General features: G+C 42.6%; 18 protein-coding genes and 1 pseudogene. 13 read left to right on the forward strand and 6 right to left on the reverse strand.

Going from position 1 to position 19,744, the window contains the following annotated elements; translation table 11 throughout:
* Nucleotides 1-3: 3 nt before the first annotated feature.
* The 9 genes from M1J35_RS13945 (at nt 4) to M1J35_RS13985 (ending at nt 9,431) form a co-directional block, all read left to right on the forward strand.
* Nucleotides 4-936, forward strand: coding sequence for an ABC transporter permease (locus tag M1J35_RS13945; protein WP_079533849.1), 933 nt, complete (start codon nt 4-6; stop codon nt 934-936).
* Nucleotides 936-1,889, forward strand: coding sequence for an ABC transporter permease (locus M1J35_RS13950; RefSeq protein WP_224521084.1), 954 nt, complete (start codon nt 936-938; stop codon nt 1,887-1,889). Before M1J35_RS13945 ends, M1J35_RS13950 begins: the two co-directional genes overlap by 1 nt.
* 5 nt (nt 1,890-1,894) lie before the next feature.
* Nucleotides 1,895-2,908: an ABC transporter ATP-binding protein gene (locus tag M1J35_RS13955; protein ID WP_254651506.1), complete on the forward strand. Its 1,014-nt coding sequence runs from the start codon at nt 1,895-1,897 to the stop codon at nt 2,906-2,908.
* A gap of 42 nt (nt 2,909-2,950) precedes the next feature.
* Nucleotides 2,951-4,576, forward strand: coding sequence for a peptide ABC transporter substrate-binding protein (locus M1J35_RS13960; RefSeq protein ID WP_224520018.1), 1,626 nt, complete (start codon nt 2,951-2,953; stop codon nt 4,574-4,576).
* A 92-nt stretch (nt 4,577-4,668) separates the two neighbouring features.
* Nucleotides 4,669-5,607: a S66 peptidase family protein gene (locus tag M1J35_RS13965; protein ID WP_254651507.1), complete on the forward strand. Its 939-nt coding sequence runs from the start codon at nt 4,669-4,671 to the stop codon at nt 5,605-5,607.
* Complete coding sequence (locus M1J35_RS13970; protein ID WP_254651508.1) at nt 5,604-6,683, forward strand: mandelate racemase/muconate lactonizing enzyme family protein; 1,080 nt, start codon at nt 5,604-5,606, stop codon at nt 6,681-6,683. The genes M1J35_RS13965 and M1J35_RS13970 overlap by 4 nt, the downstream gene beginning before the upstream one ends.
* Before the next feature lie 17 nt (nt 6,684-6,700).
* The gene (locus M1J35_RS13975; RefSeq protein WP_224520015.1) at nt 6,701-7,624 is read left to right on the forward strand and encodes a C40 family peptidase; all 924 of its coding nucleotides are present in this window, start codon (nt 6,701-6,703) and stop codon (nt 7,622-7,624) included.
* Nucleotides 7,621-8,625 carry an ABC transporter ATP-binding protein gene (locus M1J35_RS13980; protein ID WP_224520014.1) on the forward strand — a complete coding sequence of 335 codons (1,005 nt, stop codon included), beginning with the start codon at nt 7,621-7,623 and terminating at the stop codon, nt 8,623-8,625. The genes M1J35_RS13975 and M1J35_RS13980 overlap by 4 nt, the downstream gene beginning before the upstream one ends.
* Before the next feature lie 17 nt (nt 8,626-8,642).
* Complete coding sequence (locus M1J35_RS13985; RefSeq protein WP_224520013.1) at nt 8,643-9,431, forward strand: serine hydrolase; 789 nt, start codon at nt 8,643-8,645, stop codon at nt 9,429-9,431.
* Nucleotides 9,432-9,506: 75 nt separating this feature from the next.
* On the opposite strand, the pseudogene M1J35_RS13990 reads toward M1J35_RS13985, so the two are convergent.
* Together M1J35_RS13990 and M1J35_RS13995 are read right to left on the reverse strand one after the other, a co-directional pair.
* Nucleotides 9,507-10,509: pseudogene (locus tag M1J35_RS13990) on the reverse strand (DUF3231 family protein).
* 160 nt (nt 10,510-10,669) lie between these two features.
* Nucleotides 10,670-11,494, reverse strand: a complete 825-nt coding sequence (locus tag M1J35_RS13995) for an STAS domain-containing protein (RefSeq protein WP_254651509.1) — start codon at nt 11,492-11,494, stop codon at nt 10,670-10,672.
* Between the two features lie 302 nt (nt 11,495-11,796).
* On the opposite strand from M1J35_RS13995, the gene M1J35_RS14000 reads away from it, so the two are divergent.
* Entirely contained in the window at nt 11,797-12,342 is a 546-nt protein-coding gene (locus M1J35_RS14000) for a helix-turn-helix domain-containing protein (protein WP_224520011.1), read from the forward strand.
* Nucleotides 12,343-12,416: 74 nt separating this feature from the next.
* Here the strand turns inward: M1J35_RS14000 and M1J35_RS14005 are convergent, their stop codons facing one another.
* Nucleotides 12,417-12,761, reverse strand: a complete 345-nt coding sequence (locus M1J35_RS14005; RefSeq protein WP_371928674.1) for a DUF3889 domain-containing protein — start codon at nt 12,759-12,761, stop codon at nt 12,417-12,419.
* Nucleotides 12,762-13,017: 256 nt separating this feature from the next.
* Here M1J35_RS14005 and M1J35_RS14010 point away from each other — a divergent pair, with 256 nt between their 5' ends.
* Both M1J35_RS14010 and M1J35_RS14015 read left to right on the forward strand, forming a co-directional pair.
* A complete protein-coding gene (locus M1J35_RS14010; protein ID WP_254651510.1) occupies nt 13,018-16,095 on the forward strand; it encodes a GNAT family N-acetyltransferase in 3,078 nt (1,025 codons plus the stop codon).
* A gap of 172 nt (nt 16,096-16,267) precedes the next feature.
* Entirely contained in the window at nt 16,268-17,068 is an 801-nt protein-coding gene (locus tag M1J35_RS14015) for a class I SAM-dependent methyltransferase (RefSeq protein ID WP_254651511.1), read from the forward strand.
* A gap of 87 nt (nt 17,069-17,155) precedes the next feature.
* Here the strand turns inward: M1J35_RS14015 and M1J35_RS14020 are convergent, their stop codons facing one another.
* Both M1J35_RS14020 and M1J35_RS14025 read right to left on the reverse strand, forming a co-directional pair.
* Nucleotides 17,156-17,356, reverse strand: a complete 201-nt coding sequence (locus tag M1J35_RS14020; protein WP_254651512.1) for a twin-arginine translocase TatA/TatE family subunit — start codon at nt 17,354-17,356, stop codon at nt 17,156-17,158.
* 153 nt (nt 17,357-17,509) lie between these two features.
* Nucleotides 17,510-17,836, reverse strand: a complete 327-nt coding sequence (locus M1J35_RS14025; RefSeq protein ID WP_224520007.1) for a hypothetical protein — start codon at nt 17,834-17,836, stop codon at nt 17,510-17,512.
* A gap of 211 nt (nt 17,837-18,047) precedes the next feature.
* Here M1J35_RS14025 and M1J35_RS14030 point away from each other — a divergent pair, with 211 nt between their 5' ends.
* Nucleotides 18,048-18,602, forward strand: a complete 555-nt coding sequence (locus tag M1J35_RS14030) for an STM3941 family protein (RefSeq protein ID WP_224520006.1) — start codon at nt 18,048-18,050, stop codon at nt 18,600-18,602.
* A gap of 50 nt (nt 18,603-18,652) precedes the next feature.
* Here the strand turns inward: M1J35_RS14030 and guaC are convergent, their stop codons facing one another.
* Nucleotides 18,653-19,636, reverse strand: coding sequence for a GMP reductase (guaC, locus tag M1J35_RS14035; protein ID WP_305882345.1), 984 nt, complete (start codon nt 19,634-19,636; stop codon nt 18,653-18,655).
* Nucleotides 19,637-19,744 lie beyond the last annotated feature (108 nt).

Genomic DNA, 19,744 nt, shown 5'->3' on the forward strand with positions numbered 1-19,744 from the left:
TCAATGAGTACATATTTATTGAAACGACTACTGGCCATGGTCATAACCCTCTGGCTGATTGTGACATTAACTTTTTTCCTGATGCATACCATACCCGGATCCCCCTTCAATGAAGAACGGAATACGAGTGAAATGGTACAACAAAATTTAGAAGCCCATTATCATTTGAACGAGCCCCTGATGGTGCAGTATTTTCTATATTTAAAATCGCTTATTTCATTGGACTTTGGTCCTTCTATCACGCAGCCATCCCAAACAGTGAATGATTTACTGGGGAGGGGATTTCCAATTTCATTTGAACTCGGTATGACAACACTGATTATCGCAGTGCTTTCAGGAATTATCCTCGGGGTATTAGCAGCCCTTAGGCATAATGGGATCATTGACTATATGGCGATGACATTTGCCGTACTTGGCATTTCAATTCCTAATTTCGTCATGGCGACATTATTGATTCAACAAGTGGCTGTAACGTGGGGAATCCTCCCGGTTGCCACATGGACAAGCTGGCGACACATGATTCTCCCGACTCTTGCATTAGCCACAGGGCCCATGGCAATCATTGCACGTCTTACCCGCTCGAGTATGCTGGAAGTGTTGACTCAGGATTATATACGGACAGCACGCGCTAAGGGATTGTCACCATTCAAGATTGTCGTTAAGCATGCGTTGAGAAATGCATTGCTGCCGGTGGTCACTGTCCTGGGTACACTTGCTGCTGGAATCTTGACAGGAACCTTCGTTATTGAACAAATCTTTGCCATTCCAGGTATGGGAAAATACTTTGTCGAAAGCATTAACCAACGAGATTATCCCGTCATTATGGGAACAACGGTATTTTACAGTGCCTTTCTTATCGTCATGCTATTTTTAGTCGACCTGGCATATGGTTTCCTTGATCCACGGATTAAGTTACACAAGAAGGAGGCAAAATGATGGGAGTCCCAAATCAACAAGAGCCACTCGTAACTCCAGATGTCAGGGATGAATGGTTCGCACCCAAGAAGAGGAATAAAGAGGATGCTGAAGCAGTGGTTAGACCCAGTCTTTCCTATTGGCAGGATGCCTGGAAGCGCCTCATGAAAAATAAACTGGCCATGCTTGGATTAGTATTCTTAACTACTTTAATCATCATGGCGGTCGTCGGCCCGATTATTTCTCCACACGACGTCACTAAGCAAACGCTCTCAAATCAAAATCTCCCACCTTCTGGTCAACACTGGTTTGGTACGGACGATATGGGCAGAGATGTATTCACCCGTACTTGGTATGGTGCACGAATTTCGTTGTTTGTAGGGTTCATGGCAGCGCTTATCGACTTTGTGATCGGGATTGTATACGGTGGCATTGCAGGTTATAAGGGCGGAAAAACGGATAATGTCATGATGCGTATTGTTGAAATATTATACGGGTTACCATATCTGCTTGTCGTCATTCTATTGATGGTAGTTATGGGACCGGGTCTCTTGACGATCATCGTAGCCTTAACGGTGACCGGGTGGATCGGAATGGCCAGGATCGTAAGGGGACAGGTGCTTCAGATTAAAAACTATGAATTTATTTTGGCTTCAAAAACATTCGGGACGAAAACCGCACGCATCATCAGAAAGAATCTGCTCCCTAATACAATGGGCCCGATTATCGTACAAATGACATTGACGATACCCAGCGCGATCTTTGCTGAAGCTTTCTTAAGCTTTCTTGGACTCGGCATTCAAGCACCCTATGCGAGCTGGGGAGTGATGGCCAATGATGGGTTATCTACGATCCTATCAGGGTACTGGTGGCGTTTATTCTTTCCTGCACTATTCATTTCATTGACTATGTTTTCATTCAATGTGTTGGGAGACGGATTACAGGATGCACTGGATCCGAAATTAAGGAGGTAATCACCATGAGTAAAGTATTATCTGTACAAGATCTCCATGTCTCCTTTACAACCTATGGTGGAGAGGTCAAGGCGGTCAGGGGAGTAAGCTTTGATTTATATAAGGGGGAGACGCTGGCGATTGTGGGCGAATCCGGATGCGGGAAGAGTGTGACATCACAAAGCATTATGAGACTGATCCCGAATCCACCCGGGAAAGTGACTGGAGGCAGGATCCTTTTTAAGGGAAGGGACCTTTTAAAGGTAACCGAACCCCAAATGAGGAAAGTGCGGGGAGCCGATATTTCCATGATCTTTCAGGATCCGATGACGGCACTTAATCCTACGTTGACCATTGGTGAACAAATCATGGAAGGGATTTTGCAACACAACGATGTATCCAAGAAAGATGCGAAACAAAAAGCAATCGACATGCTTAAGCTTGTGAGCATTCCAAATCCGGAGGAAAGGTTAAAGCAATATCCTCATCAATTCAGCGGGGGGATGCGCCAGCGTATTGTGATTGCCATGTCCCTTGTATGTGAACCGGATGTCTTGATTGCGGATGAACCGACAACGGCCCTTGATGTTACCATACAAGCCCAAATACTTGAATTGTTTAAAGAGATCCAGAAGAAGACGGGTGTATCGATTATATTAATCACGCATGACTTAGGAGTCGTGGCTCAAGTGGCTGACCGGATCGCCGTCATGTATGCAGGGAAGATAGTAGAAGAAGGAAACAGGAGAGAAATTTTTTATCATTCACAACACCCGTATACTCAAGGTCTACTGAGATCCGTTCCAAGGCTTGATCTTGATGGGGAAGACCTGATACCGATTCCCGGTTCTCCGCCAGATCTCTTTTCTCCTCCTGTCGGGTGCCCATTTGTCCCACGTTGTGAAAAAGCCATGGAAGTATGCGAGCGTGTGTATCCCGTGAAGACACAATTAACTGATGAACACCATGTCGACTGCTGGCTTCAGGATAAACGAGCCAACAAAGTGAAGCTTTCATCGGTCAGCTTAACCATTCGTTAAATTGATCGTTTGATAGAAAAATAGAATTAGAGGGGGAAAATTATGAAAAAGCTATTATCGGTCTTCCTAGTGGGGATGCTCCTGTTCATGTTGGCAGCTTGTACGGCCACGAAGGATGCAGGCAGTGAGTCAAGCAGCGGGGACAGTAAGAAAGAAGACGCAGGAAAGGTCCTCCATCTGAATAATGGAGCAGAACCAACGTCGTTCGATCCACCAATCGGATTTGATTCCTATTCCTGGACAGCATTGAACAATTTAATGGAAGGAATGACCCGTCTAAATGCCAATCATGAACCTGAAGCTGCCATGGCTGAAAAATGGGATGTCTCGGAAGATGGGAAAGTATATACCTTCCACATCAGGGACAATGCCAAATGGTCAAACGGTGATGATGTCACTGCCGGAGATTTTGTATTCGCGTGGAAACGCCTATTAAATCCAGACACAGGTTCACCGGCTGCTTTCCTTGGATATTTCATTGAAGGTGGCGAGGCATTCAACACTGGAAAGGGTTCAGCTGACGAAGTGAAAGTGGCGGCGAAGGATGAGAAGACATTCGAGGTCACACTGACAAGTCCACAAGCCTATTTCTTGAGCGTCATTGCCAATCCTGCATTCTTCCCGATCAATGAGAAGGTTGCTACTGAGAATCCGGAATGGTTTGCAGAAGCGGATACGTTCGTTGCCAACGGTCCGTTCAAACTGACGGAATGGGAGCATGACAGCCATTTCGTCATGGAAAAGAATGATCAATATTGGGATAAAGACTCTGTGAAATTGGATAAAGTTCATTGGGCCATGGTAAACGATACCAATACGGATTATCAATTATACAAAACCGGTGAACTGGATACAGCTGACGTACCGGCGGATTTAAGTAAACAGTTATTTGAAGAAGGTAAAGTGAATGTTGAAGACCAGGCTGGAACGTACTTTTATCGTTTCAATCTAGAAAAAGAGCCTTTCCAAAATCAAAACATCCGAAAAGCATTCGCCATGGCTGTGGATCAACAGCAAATGGTTGACTTTGTAACAAAGAATAAAGAAAAACCAGCTTACGGATTCGTTTCAAAAGGGTTTAAAGATCCGGCAGGCAAGGACTTCCGTGAAGCAAACGGAGACTTGGTGAAAACGGATGTGGAAGAAGCAAAAGCCCTCTTGAAAAAGGGGATGGAAGAAGAGGGATACGACAAATTACCGGAAGTCACTTTAACATACAGCACTAGTGATACTCATCAAAAAATTGCTGAAGCCCTTCAACAAATGTTCAAGGAAAACTTAGATGTCGATGTAAAGTTGGCCAATATGGAGTGGAACGTATTCCAGGATGAACAAAAGGCGTTGAAGTTCCAGTTATCACGTAGTTCTTTCTTAGCGGACTATGCTGATCCGATCAACTTCCTGGAAAACTTCCAGACGGGACATTCCATGAACCGGACAGGGTGGGGTAATGAGAATTATGACAAGCTGATCCAACAAGCAAAGAATGAAGCGGATGAAACAAAACGATTCGAAATGATGTATGAAGCAGAAAAAATCCTAATGGATGAAATGCCGATCATCCCGATTCACTTCTATAATCATGTGTATCTACAAAATGAAGATGTGACAGGCATCGTCCGTCACCCGGTCGGCTACATGGAATTAAAGTGGGCTGATAAAAAATAAAGATTTCATACAAGATGAGTGGAGGGGCGCGCCGGCACACTTTATGGCCATGCGCCCACTCCCTCTTTTTCTACGAAAGGGGTCCGGAACATATGATGATGAAACCTTCTAAACTAAAAAAAGGGGATAAGGTAGGGGTCATAGCTCCTGCAAGCCCGCCAAAATCAGAACCATTGAAAAAAGGAATACGGTTCCTTGAAGAATTAGGATTGGAAGTAAAGGTTGGGAACTCGGTACATAAGAAATATGGGTACTTAGCAGGTAACGACACAGAGAGAATAGATGATATCCATAAGATGTTTGCAGATCAGGATGTGAAAGCCATTTTCTGTGCATGTGGAGGTTTTGGAACGGGACGTATTGTTTCAAGATTGGATTTCGAACTGATCCGCCAAAACCCGAAAATTTTTTGGGGATACAGTGATATTACTTTTTTACATACGACCATTCACCAACAAACAGGTCTCGTGACCTTCCATGGACCGATGCTAAGTTCCGATATCGGACTCGAGGACGTTCATGAAGCCTCAAAGGAATCTTTCCGACAGTTGTTTCATACGGAAGATATTGACTATACGTATGCCAAAACCAAACTTGAGACGGTCTCAGAAGGTGTAGCGACCGGCCACGTGATTGGCGGGAACCTCACCCTGCTTGTGAGCACATTGGGGACACCCTTCGAAGTGAATACCAAGGGAAAGATCATTTTTATTGAAGATATCGATGAGGAGCCCTATCAAGTCGATCGAATGCTGAATCAGTTGAAAATGGCCAATAAATTTAAAGATGCTTCCGGAATCATCATTGGTGACTTTAAGAACTGCGTGCCTAAGAAGCGCGAACGTTCCCTGACTCTTGATGAAGTTCTGACAGAACATATTGCGAATGCCGGAAAACCTGCTCTAAAAGGTTTTAATATCGGTCATTCTTCACCTAATATAGCCATTCCGGTGGGGAGTATTGGAACAATGAATACATTTGAACATTCATTTATAATCGAATCAGGCATAAGCGAGGGTGAGAACGAGTGAAGATCCATCAACTTGAAACGTTCAGGACAGCCGTCCCTTTACATACCCCTTTTAAGACCGCTTTGCGTACGGTGACAGTGGCGGAAGCCATCGTTGTCAAACTGACTTGCGACAACGGGGTCATCGGCTGGGGGGAGGCACCTCCTACCGTGGTAATTACGGGAGAAAGTTTATCCAGCATCGAACATAGCATCCAACAAGTAATCAAACCCGCGATAATGGGCAAAAACCTATTAAACCATGAGAATCTTTTTCAACATCTTCACTCGCTACTCATCAGGAATACCAGTGCGAAGGCTGCAGTGGATATGGCCATTTATGATTGCCTGGCTCAACATTGTCACTTGCCACTCTATCAATTTCTGGGAGGGTACAGGGATGAGCTTGAGACAGATTATACGGTGAGTGTGAACAACCCGAAAGAAATGGGTGATGACGCATCAGCTTATGTAAATAAAGGGTTTGATGTACTGAAAGTGAAGGTAGGCAAAGATGAAATCGAAACAGATATAAAAAGAATTCACGAAATCCGCCAACGAATCGGTTATGATGTCAAAATCCGCCTTGATGCCAATCAAGGATGGGAATCAAAAGCCGCAATCAGAGCGATTCGCAAGATGGAGGATCTTGACCTGAATATCGAATTAGTTGAGCAGCCAGTCCCCGCGCATGACATTGAAGGCTTGAAGATGGTCACGGATGAGGTCGAAACCCTGATCATGGCTGATGAAAGTGTGTTCACTCCGTATGAAGCCTTTGAAGTATTAAAAACACGAAGTGCCGATCTCATCAATATTAAACTCATGAAAGCGGGGGGAATCTATCAAGCTCAGAAAATAAACGACCTAGCGGAAGTGTGCGGAGTTGAATGTATGGTGGGCAGCATGATTGAAACCAGACTGGGAATAACGGCTGCAGCCCACTTTGCGGCAAGCAGGAAAAATGTCACTCGGTTTGATTTCGATGCACCACTCATGCTGGCTGATGATATCGTAGTCGGGGGAATACTTTATAACGGCCGGAAGATTATGTTGCCGACAAAAGCCGGTCTTGGAATAGAGAGAGTAAAAGTATGAATAGAGGGGGAAATCAAATGACGACTAAGGCGCAAATTGCAGTACCTGTAGCAACTCTATGGACAAATAGTGATTCTGCACGTGACTTGGATACACCCGCCATAACCAATCCTGCTCATATTACAGATTGGTTGGACTCTTTAACGTATGATACGCGCTTAGCACTTTGTGATGAGAACCGTATACAATCTCAAGCATTATTCGGTCAGGAAGTATTCGTGTTGGAAGAGAGTAACGGTTGGTCCCATGTCCTCATACCGGATCAATCATCTTCAAAAGACGGACGCGGGTACCCCGGCTGGATCCCGAGTGTTCAGCTAATACCGGGAGAGTCAGCCCAAGGGGACACATATGCCATTGTCATAAGTAAATTTACGGACTTGATCAATAAAGAGAATGAAGCCGAATTAGAACTCAGCTTTCAAACCAGTTTACCGATTGTGAAAGAGCATGATGAATTAGTAGAAGTGGAGACTCCTTTGGGCACAAGGTTTTTAAGGCAGACAGATATCCTGGTATCTAAATCGAAAGTGAATGATCGAAGGGGAAGTGGCCAGGACATCGTCTCATCAGGAGAATTATTCCTTGATCTTCCTTATTTATGGGGCGGGATGTCAAGCTACGGGTTTGATTGCTCTGGATTCAGCTACACGATGTGCAAAACACAGGGGTACTTGATTCCAAGGGATGCAAATGACCAGGCAAAAGAGGGGAGAGAGGTACCGTTGGATCGCTTATTACCTGGTGACCTCTTGTTCTTCGCATACGAGGAAGGAAAAGGCAGCATTCATCACGTTGCCATCTATTATGGTGAAGGTAAGATGATACACTCCCCCAACACCGGGAAAACAATAGAGATTCTATCATTTAATGGAACGTATTATGAAAAAGAGTTGTGCGCAGCCAGACGCTACTGGGAAGAAACGGAGGAATCCCCATGACGAATCATGCGTTACTCGAAGTGAAAGAATTGAAGAAATACTTCCACCTGGAAAAGGGAAAGACATTAAAAGCCGTGGACGGTATTTCATTTGATATATATAAAGGAGAAACCTTCGGATTGGTGGGGGAATCCGGTTGTGGAAAGTCCACGACCGGTCGCACCATTATCGGTTTATACGACCGGACAGAAGGGGAGGTCTTATATGACGGTAAAAACGTACACAGACTTTCGGATAAGGAGAAACAATCATTTTACAGGAATATGCAGATGATCTTCCAAGATCCATATGCATCTCTGAACCCCCGCTCAACCGTAAGGGAAATCATAGCTGAACCTATGGAGGCACACAACTTATTCAAGGATAAAAGAAAGCAGATGGAACGCATTTATCAACTTCTGGAGGACGTAGGGCTTAATCGTGATCATGCCAATCGTTATCCTCACGAATTCAGCGGGGGCCAGCGTCAACGTATTGGCATTGCAAGGGCACTTGCCCTTGATCCGGATTTCATTATTGCAGACGAGCCTATTTCTGCACTTGATGTTTCTGTACAGGCACAAATTGTAAACTTATTAACGAAACTGCAAAAAGAAAAGGGCCTCACCTTTCTCTTTATTGCACATGACCTTTCGATGGTCAAACACATCAGTAACCGTATAGGTGTGATGTATCTAGGCCATATCGTTGAACTTACCGAAAGTAAAGAGTTATATAAGAAACCTCTCCACCCCTATACTCAGGCATTGCTTTCCGCGATACCGATTCCCGATCCGGATGTGGAGGATTCACGTGAAAGGATGATCATACAGGGAGAAATACCAAGTCCGATCAATCCCCCGACTGGCTGTGTGTTCAGAACCCGCTGCCCGGCTGCCATGGAAGCGTGTGCCACCCATAAACCTAAATGGCAGGAAGTAGAGGAAAGGCATTTTGTAGCTTGTCACCTTTACGACAAGGAAATCACAATGAAACATGACGAAGTGGCAGTCACAAAGTAAGGGAATGAAGAAAATAAATGAAGAATGTACTGGAATATAAAATAAGGGAAATAATGGTTCGCTGTAAAGGAAGGGTGAGCGTGGCCGTTGAGCTTCCATCCCACTCCTTCCACATTGATGGGGACCGCTCTTATTCAGCTGCCAGTTTAATTAAGATCCCCATTTTACTCGAAACTTTCCGTCAAGCACAGGAAGGGGACATTTTCCTTAGTGATATAGTTACAATTCCTAAAGAGGGGAGAGTTGGCGGGGCTGGAGTTCTTGTGTCACTTTCAGATCAACTTACCCTAACTATAGAGGACCTTGTTACGCTTATGATCATCGTTTCCGATAATACTGCCACAAATTTTCTTATCGATCGGCTTGGTTCGAATGCCATACAAGAGCTTTGCCATTCATTAAAATTAAAGCATACCAGGTTTCTTAGGAAAATGATGGATTTCGAAGCTTTGGAGCATGGGGTGAATAACTATACCTCGGCACTCGATATCATTACCTGTTTGAAGGTATTGGACATTGGTAAGGAATACTGTCAGACGAGCAGGGGGAAAATGCTGCATATTTTAGGGCAGCAACAATTTGATACCAAACTCCCATCGAGAATGGACAGGGAAGCAGTATATATCGGAAACAAGACAGGAGAATTGCCCGGGGTTGAGCATGATTGCGCCATTATCAAGTTCCGGGAGAAAACGGCTTATATAGCGGTACTTATCGATGGACTGGGAGAGACCGAATCAGGGAAAGACACGATTGCTCAGATCGGGAAAATGATTTACGATTTTTTAATCAAAGATAACAGCTAAAAAAGCAGGTGAGCCATATGAATGATGGCACATCTGCTTTTGTCTGTTTTATGGCGAAAATAAAAACAATACAAACTATTTAAATAGCTTATTTCGATCTTCCATACTTGGAGGCTGTTCCATCCAACCGTTCTTGGCCATTATTTTACCTCCATCATGCCCATAAGCTAAAATGTCCTTTGCAGTCGAAGCCAGCTTGACTGGAAGATCGCTGCGTAAGCTGAAAGCAGTTCCCAGGGCATTGCTCCCCAAGCCGAAATTAGTGAAAAGGGAGGTGCAATACATCATGAGCTTATCTGAAAAGGGCGCAACCGTTGAATCGGTTGCTTTCGCTCCGGGTGAAGAAGGGGCTTGGATATCACTTTCCAGCAGCAGTTTAGAATAGTCGCTTACGATTTTCTTTGATAATTCTTTTCCTTTAATGAAGTATTTCTTTACTTCCGATTCATTTGCCACCTGGGCAAAGCCCGTCATCATCTGCATTCCCAAAGTATTTGATTCTATCCCAAAATAAAGGTAGGCAACTTCTACCGTATTCAACACCCTTTTATCCGAAAAGATGTTGAAACCAGCCATATAATTAGGACTTTGAGCAAATTCGATGGATTTTGGGAGTGTCACGGCAGGAGACCCAGGTAGAACATCCTTTTGGCGTAAGTAGTCCATGCACTTTTCATATACAGATTGAGTGAAGCCGGTCAACTCTTTGTATAAGAGGATAAGATCTTTCCGGTATGACATATTGACGTGTAACGTATGTAACCCCATACTGATGGCATTAAGCTGCCTAAGAAACACAATATCGAAGTGGTGATCAAATAGTTTAGGAACCCCGGGATTTACATCCTCTTCGTTAAACCCGCGGGGAATCACACATCCCTCCTCTTCGAACAAAGAGGTTAGCCTTCCGACGTATTCTTTCACATTTGTATGTGTATCAACCAGGATATGTTTTGCTTCCTCATCGTCCGCTTTCTCTATTAAATACCTCAAGTATACGCTGAGTCATTGTCTTTTGTTGATATGTCATCCACAAAGTAGCCAGCTCACTTGAACATAGCGCTTTCTTATCAGTCATGCACACCATCCTTTTTCATTCATTTCATTCCGAGTTGATCATGGTTCCCGGAAATTTCATATCCTCAATTTTCCTCTTGAACTAAAAAATATTCTCTAATGTATTAGATAGCGAAGGCAACGTTTGATTTGTGATGGAGCATGAAAAAAGCAAGAGCACCCTAACCCTTATGGATGCTCTTGCTTTTTTGTAAATGTATGAGGGCAGTATGGAGACTGGCGAATGTTGGGATATGCGTGATGACAATTCCCAGATTAACCATGGTTTGAGCAATTTCTGGTCGAATCCCTGTCAAAACTGCCTGAATTCCGGCTAATTTAAGGGCTGCCACCACTTTAAATAATTGGTCTGCCACCATCGTGTCAACAACCGTAACACCCGATAGATCAATAATCAGATAGTGTAAACCCATTGCAGACCCTTTTGTGAGGGCCCTTTCCATTAAATCTTTCGATCGTGAGGCATCAATGTCTCCAATAAGTGGAAGAATGGCAATCGAATTGGTCACCTTGACGATGGGGATGGACAGCTCAGCACTGATCGAATCCGAAAGGGGATGAGAATAAGCGATCGTGATTCGAAAAATGGCCCGGTCCACCCCTGTATGAAAGTGAGAAAGTAAATCGTAGAACGTTTCAATCGACAGCTCCTGATCGATCGCCTCTGCTTTAATCACTTCTCCGATCATTTTGCGAAAGTAATGAAGATCGTTTATCGCAACTTCAAGAGAAACGTCCAGCTGCTTGAATAGCGTAACAGAAGAACAAGCCCACTTTTCGATGTTTCCTGGATGCTTAGCCATTCGCAATGAATCAGCCAGTACCTCGATGGAATCGCCTCTCCACTTTCTAAGGGATACTTCGACAATATTCGAATAGGAAGGGTCTATATTCGCTCTCTCCTGAATCAGCCCTGATTTTGACTCGACGATACGATTAATGAAATCAAGATATTTATCTTCGTCCTGAACGGCCTTCATAGGCATATGATAACCTCCTACTATTAATCAACTTTGAGGGTTGTCTAATTATGTAAATATATTTGGAAAAAAGAATAGAGGTAACGTTGGATTCTATGTTATGATTTTTAATAAAGAGTACAAAAGCAATGTTACTATTTGAGGAAGTAAGGTGTTTCATTGAAGAGGTGAAGGAATGATGTTTGATATATTCCTACCTATTTATTATACAGAAGATTCGCACTCAAAAAAGTGTCTGTTTAGACACTTTCTAACATGCAGTGTTCATTTGTTGTTCTGTCATTATGGTTCAGAAGGGGGATTGAGGGTTGAATAAAAGAACTTGGCTTACTAAGTTGAGAAAAAGGAAAAAGATGACCCAGCAGGAAGTAGCTGCAAAAGCCTTTATTGAAAGATCCTATTATGCCCAAATTGAAAATGGAATCCGGAAACCCAGTGCTGAAGTGACGATCAAGTTAGGTCAAGTGCTGGATTTTCATGCTTCAAGTTTTAACCTGGAGGAGAATCCATTCTCCATCGCCTTACAAAATGCCCCTGTCATACTGGCTCATTGTGATACACAATTACGGTACACATGGATTTTTAATACTCCTGATCTCATTCCCGAAGATCATATCGGAAAAACAGATGTGGAGCTGGATGATAATGAAGGGAATCGTGCCCTGATGAAACTGAAGGAAGAAGTATTGATTGAAAAAATGCCCATCAGTCGTGTCATTACCCTTCCGTTGCCATCTGGTGAGATCACATACAATGTTTATGCTCACCCCCTTCTAAACGAGGATGGTGCCATTATTGGAGTTGCCACTGCTTCAACCGAAATACATAAGAACAGACCTAATGAAGAGATCTAATTGATATGGGCGGTGAAAGTGGCAAAAAGAGATCGAAGGATGAAGAATCCTTTGATCTCTTTTTTTGAAAAAAACTAGCGATCCGTTTCCCTAAATTTAATATCGAGAAGTTTCTCGGTTTCCGTTTCAAACTGAATATCAATAAACACTCCGAATTCTTTACCATTCTGCCTTAACCATAACTTGAACTTTTCGGTTGAAATCTTCGTTCCATGCTCTTTTCCAATGTGAAGGTAATCCACGATCTCAGCATTAGGATACCTTTCTTTCGTTTTTCTCACAGCCAGACTTCCCCATTTTGCATAAGACGGAATTTCCTGCTGAGCATGAAGGATATGAGTACCGTCCCCGATTGACAGGTTCGGTATGACCATCAAACAAAGAACAATTGAAACTAACCTGATCCATTTCAAAAGCATTACCCTCTTTTTATCTTGTAGGTTGTCTTGTCTGTCTGAAATTATTCCCTTTTTATGATTTGAAGACTAATGAATTATTTTTTTAGTTAGAATATTCTTTACTTAATCCGCATAAAATCTTACACTGTGGATGTGGGAAGAAAATCTTTCCAACACATTGAAAGGAGGCGATGACGATGATTTCAATCGTCGATGCAAGTCAAAATATCAATGATTATGAGGTTCTTTCAATTAAAACATAGCCTGGGAGGATATTATGAAGACAATGCTTCAGCAAGTGAAAATCGTAGAATATCATGAAGGATTAGCAAAAGGTATCGCCAAAATGTGGAATGAAAGTCGTGAAAACTGGGGCGGGGATTCCACCGTTACAACAGAACAGGATGTGAAGGACAAGGAAGAGAGTTCCACCAATCTTCATCTATTTTTAGCCATGGTAGGGGACGAGGTTGCAGGATACTGCGGACTTTCTGAATATCGTGAAGATGCCGGTGCATTATACATTCCGTTACTGAATGTCCATCCTAAGTATCAGGGGTTAAAGATTGGTAAACAGCTTGTCTTAAAAGCCATTGAGAAGACGGTTGAATTACAATGGCCACGACTAGACTTGTTTACCTGGCCTGGAAATACAAAAGCTGTTCCACTTTATAAGAAATGCGGATTTTTCTGGGAAGACCGTGATGATACCGTTCATTTAATGAATTTCATCCCAATGGTGCTTCAACTCGATCTTTTGAAGCCTTTTTTCGAGAAACATGATTGGTATCAAACCAGTCAGCGTTTAATTGAAGTCAAACCGGATGCTTTGAAGGTTAATGAACACACGTATTATGAATACAAGTGGGAAGCAGATGGAGAGTTCGTCCGCATTCAATTTGAACGATCGGGAAGGGGCATTCGCTTAATTGAAACACAGGATTATTTAGTTCAAATGAACGTACCGGAATTCAAACTTCTGGAAAATGAAGACCATTATGTAAACTATCATGTTGAAAATCGCAGCAAGGAACCGATTGAAGTTTCAATAAAAGGTGTTTCCTCATCGATAGCTGAACATGTTTTCGAAGATACATTTCAGGTCGAAAACAAATGGATCAGGGATTATACAGCGAAGGTTTCTATGCCTCAAAGTGACCCAGGTCCATGGAAAACCCACCCCACGATTGGGGCGGAAATCAAAATAAATAATCAAGCCCTTTCGCTGAAAATGGGGGTATACCCTAAGCAGGCAGGCAAAGTGAACGTAAGATCTGTTAAAAAGAATTGGAGACCCCACAGTAAGGGAATCGTTTATCTGGACCTTGAAAGTCAGGTGGGCGAAGATACCACTTGGACAGTCAAATTACCTGAGAATAAAGTGATCTCTTGGGAAGAGCATGAGGTGAACGAGAAAATCGGCGCCAATGGGAGAGTTTCCATCCCAATACCTGTTGAACTGTTGAAAAATGGGTTTTTATCCGAAGAAATAGTCGTAGAGGTCAAGTGGGAAAACGGACACCTCTCTACCTTTACGACTACTTTGAAATTTGCATTTCCCGGGTTCGGGGCGAAATTCGGCGGGGAAACAGACGAGCACTGGTTTGGATATAATGGACCGCACTATGTAGAGATCGAAAAAAGAAATCATATGGTGAAAATCGGCTCCACTGCTTTCACCAGGGATCCCATTTCCTTTTTCACTCCCAAATTGGGTAAACCATATAGCGAAGAGTTTTCAAAAAAAGAAGCCTCTTCCATTGAATTCATCGAGTTACCTGAGGCATTGGTTGTGAAAACATCACTCATTTCAGAAGCCTTTCCTTCCGTATTACTGAATTCATATTTCAAGATATATGGAGAGGGATTAGTGGAAGTCAAGCATGAGGTGGTCAATACAGGGGATCAGGAAAAGAAGAATCTTTCTTTGATTCAGCCGGTGTTCACAAGTCTGGAAGGCCTGTCAGTACCTCAAAATGAAGGGGTCTTGAAGTGTAATGAGTCCCTGGTTCCATTCGTCGAGTATATTGATGATAAAGCTATTTCAGAGCGATGGATGTTTCTCGAAGCATCCATCGGGGATACAATCGGTTTATCCTGGCCTGAGAATGCCATTGCCAGAAAAGATGATTGGCGAATAGGTTTGGAATATGATATGGATTTGATTCCTGCCCATGAGGAGCTATGTTTAGGTCCGATCCAGGTTGGGATCAACACTTCAAAACACTGGTCGAAGTGGCGTGAATTCATTGTAGGGGATGAAACCGAGCGGAAGGAACTCCCTCTTTATACTTTCGGAAAAGCAAATGGAGATGTTGTTTCTACTATCGGTGCCATAGAGGATTATTCATTCAATTCCATGATGACCCCTTATATTCAGGGGACTTTAACTGTTGGGCACGAGGGTGGTACGCTTGTGAAGGAAGTATTGAAAGATGATGCTCTCACTCAAGTGACTGTGGAAGTTGAACATAATTCCCCTGGAGTAAAATGGATCTCCGGAGATTTTTCGTCTAACAGTCAAACGGCGAGGGTGGATTCCTTGAAATTTGTTAAAGGAAAAAGCGATGTGAAGATCGGACAACATGATGATATTTGGTCTGTTGATAATGGGGTGGTGTCGTTTAAGGCCTCATCGGATTATTATCCTGGAATTTATTCATTAAGTATGAATGGAAGGGAAGCACTCGATCATCAATACCCGACCCCGGGACCCCGTGCCTGGTGGAACCCATGGGGCGGTGGGATTGCCTACTCCTTCCGAAATATCAGTGCGTATTCCATGCTGAAAGAGAAGACAATGATTGAATCAGTGACGAAGGTGGATCATAACGGTCACAGTTGGTCAGGCCTCTGTTTAACTACAGAGTTTAAGCAGCATGAGAAAATGAAAGGTGTCATTCTTCACCAATACGCCTTGACCCTGCCGGAAGTACCGGTGCTTACCGTTTATGCAGAAATTCATCAACATTCAGGGCAAACGATTGAGAAAGAATTACTCGATCTGGATGCTTTCTTCAAGTTGGGAGAAACGTTACAAACCAGTTACATTACACTTCCTTCGGAGGGAATCTTCCATAAATACTATGGAGGAGCGGAAGAATTCGTCTTAAGGGATACACCGTTTGTCGTGTTGGGATCTGACGAACGGGAAGAGATGATAACGTTTGTTCATCCAGCTAATAGAAAGATGTCAGAAGCGTATATTAACCAAGACGCGCTTTTAGTAGCATCCACTAAAGAGTGGTCTTCTCCCACTGGGAAAATCATAAAGGTAGATCCAAGTATTCTCTTCTACGGAGAACTGAAGGATACCCAAAGCATTAAAACATTACAAAACATCAAATTCAATTAAATCAGCACGAACTTGCCTGCACTCAGGCAGGTTCGTGTTTTTTAGAGGGGAGGGACGGACCTCCAAAAAAGGTGTTTCCCGTGGAGAACCTGATTGTACAAGGATCGGGGAGGAAAAGTGGAGAGTTATGGGAGGTCCGTCCCTCTAAAGATTTTCTGGAGGTGACGGCATTTTGAGACAAAGTGAGCTTAGTAGGATCAATAGGGCAGGATGGAATGATGGTGCTTATCAGGCGTGGGTAAATCGTCATGGATCGCCAAAGGATTATGCTCTTACACTTATGGAAAATCCACAACAGAAAGTAATGAAATATCTAAACCATATGGGAGATATCAGAGGGAAAAGAATTGCCAATCTACTAGGATCAAAGGGTAATAAAGCAGTGTCCTTTGCTTTATTGGGCGCAGAGGTTACTGTGGTGGATATTTCGAAAGAAAATAGCAAGTACGCCATGGAATTGGCAGAAGCCGCTGGTGTCGATATTCGTTATATCGTTTCTGATTTAGTAGAAATCACCTCTGGAGAGAAAGAAGCAGATTATGATTTTGTCATTTTGGAAGTTGGGGTTCTACACTACTTTGTGGATTTGGTGCCTGTTTTTACGATCGTCTTTAACATGCTTAAGAAAGGCGGAACTCTCATCTTGAGGGATTTCCATCCGATGCTTACCAAGCTATTGACGCTTAAGGGGACGAAAATGGTGGCAGCACGCGATTATTTTGATAGTGGTGCACAGGAAGTGGATGTTGCATTCCGGAAACTATTGAAGACCGATACACTGCACCCATCAGCTAAGAATAGAATTCGCAGGTGGACACTTGGTGATATCATCACAGCAATCGGCACTACCGGCTTAACCATTACTCAATTAGAAGAGGAAGCCGGAATAAGATGGGCGTTTCCAGCCAAAGCGCCTATAGGAATTGAAGATAACATACCTGGTTTATTCACAATCATTGCAGAGAAAAAATAGCGGAAAGGAATAAAAGAGGGACGGACCTCTTAGAGAATAATAATGACGAAAGAATCATCACTCCTAGAGGTCCGTCCCTTGTAATGGTTACATATTATTGTTCTTGTCTTCCTGATTTGAAGGCGGCTGATTTTGTTGTTCTTCGTCTTCCATTATTCCACTTACTGCCTTTTTGAATTCTTTGAGGGTAGCACCGGCGGCTTTTCCAAGCTCTGGCAGTTTGCTTGGTCCAAAGAATAAAAGCGCAACAAACAGTATAATCGCTATTTCACCGAATCCCAGATTCATCGTATATTCCTCGCTTTATTGAAAGTCGTATAATTTAACATTCATCTATCTCCAGTCGAATATCTTCAATTTATATTAGTAAAATGCAGGACAAATAATCTCTTTTCTGTCAGAAACAAGCTTATTAACAATGATGAAAAAGGAATGTAAGGTTCAGAGGTAATTTGAATGGGACCTGACCACTTCTAGAAAACCCAACGAATCGGGAAGAACTTCAAAGCAAAATGGACGTTGTTCGAAAGCCTTCATGCCGAAGTCCGAGTCAAAGGTAATGGTCATTTTATTAAGAGGAATATCATCTTGTTTATGGACGAGAGAAGGGGCCGTGTCGAGAATCATGGCTTCATCTGCTAGAAACAGGTGATCCGAAATGGTAGGCTCATCATCAAAGCTTGATAATATGGATTGATGTGACTGTTGTTGAATCGGATTGGTCATAAATGCCATACACAAAAGCACCATTAACATAAGTCTCGCCATTGTTCCTTAACCTCCCAAGATCATATTACACTTAATTATAGCTATAATTTTTTTGGTGTCTATAAACATTCAGAGGGACGGACCTCGGGAAGAAGGAAGGAAAGAGCCCGCCTTCAATCCTTTAGAGGTCCGTCCCTCAAATGTTAGGTTTAAATATAGTAATTTCGGGTATAGGAGATTGGATATGTATATTTATGGAAGGGGACTGGTCATGGAGGAGAAGGTTGTTGATTTTTATGAATCTAAGAAGAAGTTGAGTTTGATTGCGGTTGGATGTGTGTTGTTTGTTCTATTGTGTTTGTATTTAACGTATGAGTTTTTCTTTATCGATACGAACTATATGATAGGGGGGATTGTTGCGTTAGGAGGAGTGTTTTTTCTCTTTTGTTTGATTCAGATCTTTAAGAAGCTCTCTAATGATGTACCTCATGTAAGCATGACTATGGAGCATTTGGTTTTATATGTGTTGCCTGATGAACCCGTTCACATTCGCTGGGAAGATATTGAAAGCTATGTTCCTTACGAAATTTACCGGAATTCTTTTATTGGGCTCGTTCTGATCGATGAAGAGGAATACCGCGACAAGATGCCTGATAAGCTAAAACGCATGTCCAGGATGAATGTGAAAATGGGGTATCCACAATACAATATTGTAATAGGAAATTTAAAAAAGCCACAAAAATTACTCCAAGAATTGAATAGTCGAATTCCTCATGCGAATGTGGTTACTGCAGGAAAGACTGTTTCTCCTACGAATTCATTGTGATATAACCAAAAAAGGTGAGCAAACATTGCCCACCTTTCACCTTTTAAAGATTAATATACTTTATCCCCATTAAAGATCGAATTCTTAACCACGACGTAATCTACAGTACGGATGGATTCAAGTTTTGTTCCCCCGGCATAGGAAATGGAGGATTGAAGATCTTGTTCCATTTCAATCAGGGTGTGTTCTAATGAACCTTTATGTTCAACATACATTTTCTTTCCTTCAACGTTTTTCTTTTCACCTTTTTGAAATTCGGATGCAGATCCAAAGTATTCTTTGAATAGTTTACCGTCTTTTTCAATCGTTTCTCCAGGAGATTCTTCATGGCCGGCAAAAAGGGATCCGATCATCACCATAGTGGAACCAAAGCGGATTGATTTTGCAACATCACCATGGGTACGGATGCCTCCATCCGCGATGATAGGTTTAGTAGCCGCTTTAGCGCACCATCTCAGTGCAGCCAGCTGCCATCCACCTGTACCAAAGCCTGTTTTGATCTTTGTAATACAAACCTTACCCGGTCCGATTCCAACCTTGGTAGCATCGGCCCCGGCATGTTCTAATTCTCTTACGGCTTCTGGTGTACCAACATTCCCGGCAATCACAAAGCTTTCAGGTACATGCTTTTTAATATGTTGAATCATATTGATGACGGCATTGGAATGGCCGTGTGCAATATCGATCGTAATGAATTCAGGGACAAGCTTTTCTTCAGCAAGCTGTTCGACAAAGACGTACTCTTCTTCCTTTACCCCTACTGAAATAGAAGAGATCAATCCACGTGACTTCATATCTTTAATGAATGACACACGCTCTTCAGGATTAAAACGATGCATAATATAGAAATAATTATTTTCAGCTAAATAGACAGCGATTTTTTCATCAATAATGGTTTGCATATTGGCTGGGACTACTGGCAGTTTAAACGTATGTCCACCCAGTGTTACACTCGTATCACATTCAGAACGGCTGTTAACCACACATTTTGCAGGAATTAATTGAATATCTTCGTAATCAAATACATTTTCCATCATTACACCCCTAAACACGAATATTAAAGTTTGTTTATTTTATAAATGTTCGTCCATAAGGTAATTTACATCATTTTCTTACCGATGTCAAAGATTTTATTAAATTTT

The organism is Rossellomorea sp. KS-H15a, from assembly GCF_024195245.1.
Taxonomy (GTDB): Bacteria; Bacillota; Bacilli; order Bacillales; family Bacillaceae_B; genus Rossellomorea; species Rossellomorea vietnamensis.

Excerpts from the sequence above, each read along its gene's own strand:
- M1J35_RS14005 (WP_371928674.1), bottom strand. The coding sequence starts at position 12,761 with ATGCTTTTGAAATGGATCAGGTTAGTTTCAATTGTTCTTTGTTTGATG.
- M1J35_RS13945 (WP_079533849.1), top strand. The coding sequence starts at position 4 with ATGAGTACATATTTATTGAAACGACTACTGGCCATGGTCATAACCCTC.
- M1J35_RS13995 (WP_254651509.1), bottom strand. The coding sequence starts at position 11,494 with ATGCCTATGAAGGCCGTTCAGGACGAAGATAAATATCTTGATTTCATT.
- M1J35_RS13980 (WP_224520014.1), top strand. The coding sequence starts at position 7,621 with ATGACGAATCATGCGTTACTCGAAGTGAAAGAATTGAAGAAATACTTC.
- M1J35_RS13960 (WP_224520018.1), top strand. The coding sequence starts at position 2,951 with ATGAAAAAGCTATTATCGGTCTTCCTAGTGGGGATGCTCCTGTTCATG.
- M1J35_RS14030 (WP_224520006.1), top strand. The coding sequence starts at position 18,048 with ATGGAGGAGAAGGTTGTTGATTTTTATGAATCTAAGAAGAAGTTGAGT.
- M1J35_RS13985 (WP_224520013.1), top strand. The coding sequence starts at position 8,643 with ATGAAGAATGTACTGGAATATAAAATAAGGGAAATAATGGTTCGCTGT.
- M1J35_RS14020 (WP_254651512.1), bottom strand. The coding sequence starts at position 17,356 with ATGAATCTGGGATTCGGTGAAATAGCGATTATACTGTTTGTTGCGCTT.
- M1J35_RS13955 (WP_254651506.1), top strand. The coding sequence starts at position 1,895 with ATGAGTAAAGTATTATCTGTACAAGATCTCCATGTCTCCTTTACAACC.
- M1J35_RS13975 (WP_224520015.1), top strand. The coding sequence starts at position 6,701 with ATGACGACTAAGGCGCAAATTGCAGTACCTGTAGCAACTCTATGGACA.
- M1J35_RS13965 (WP_254651507.1), top strand. The coding sequence starts at position 4,669 with ATGATGATGAAACCTTCTAAACTAAAAAAAGGGGATAAGGTAGGGGTC.
- guaC (WP_305882345.1), bottom strand. The coding sequence starts at position 19,636 with ATGGAAAATGTATTTGATTACGAAGATATTCAATTAATTCCTGCAAAA.
- M1J35_RS13950 (WP_224521084.1), top strand. The coding sequence starts at position 936 with ATGGGAGTCCCAAATCAACAAGAGCCACTCGTAACTCCAGATGTCAGG.
- M1J35_RS14025 (WP_224520007.1), bottom strand. The coding sequence starts at position 17,836 with ATGGCGAGACTTATGTTAATGGTGCTTTTGTGTATGGCATTTATGACC.
- M1J35_RS14010 (WP_254651510.1), top strand. The coding sequence starts at position 13,018 with ATGAAGACAATGCTTCAGCAAGTGAAAATCGTAGAATATCATGAAGGA.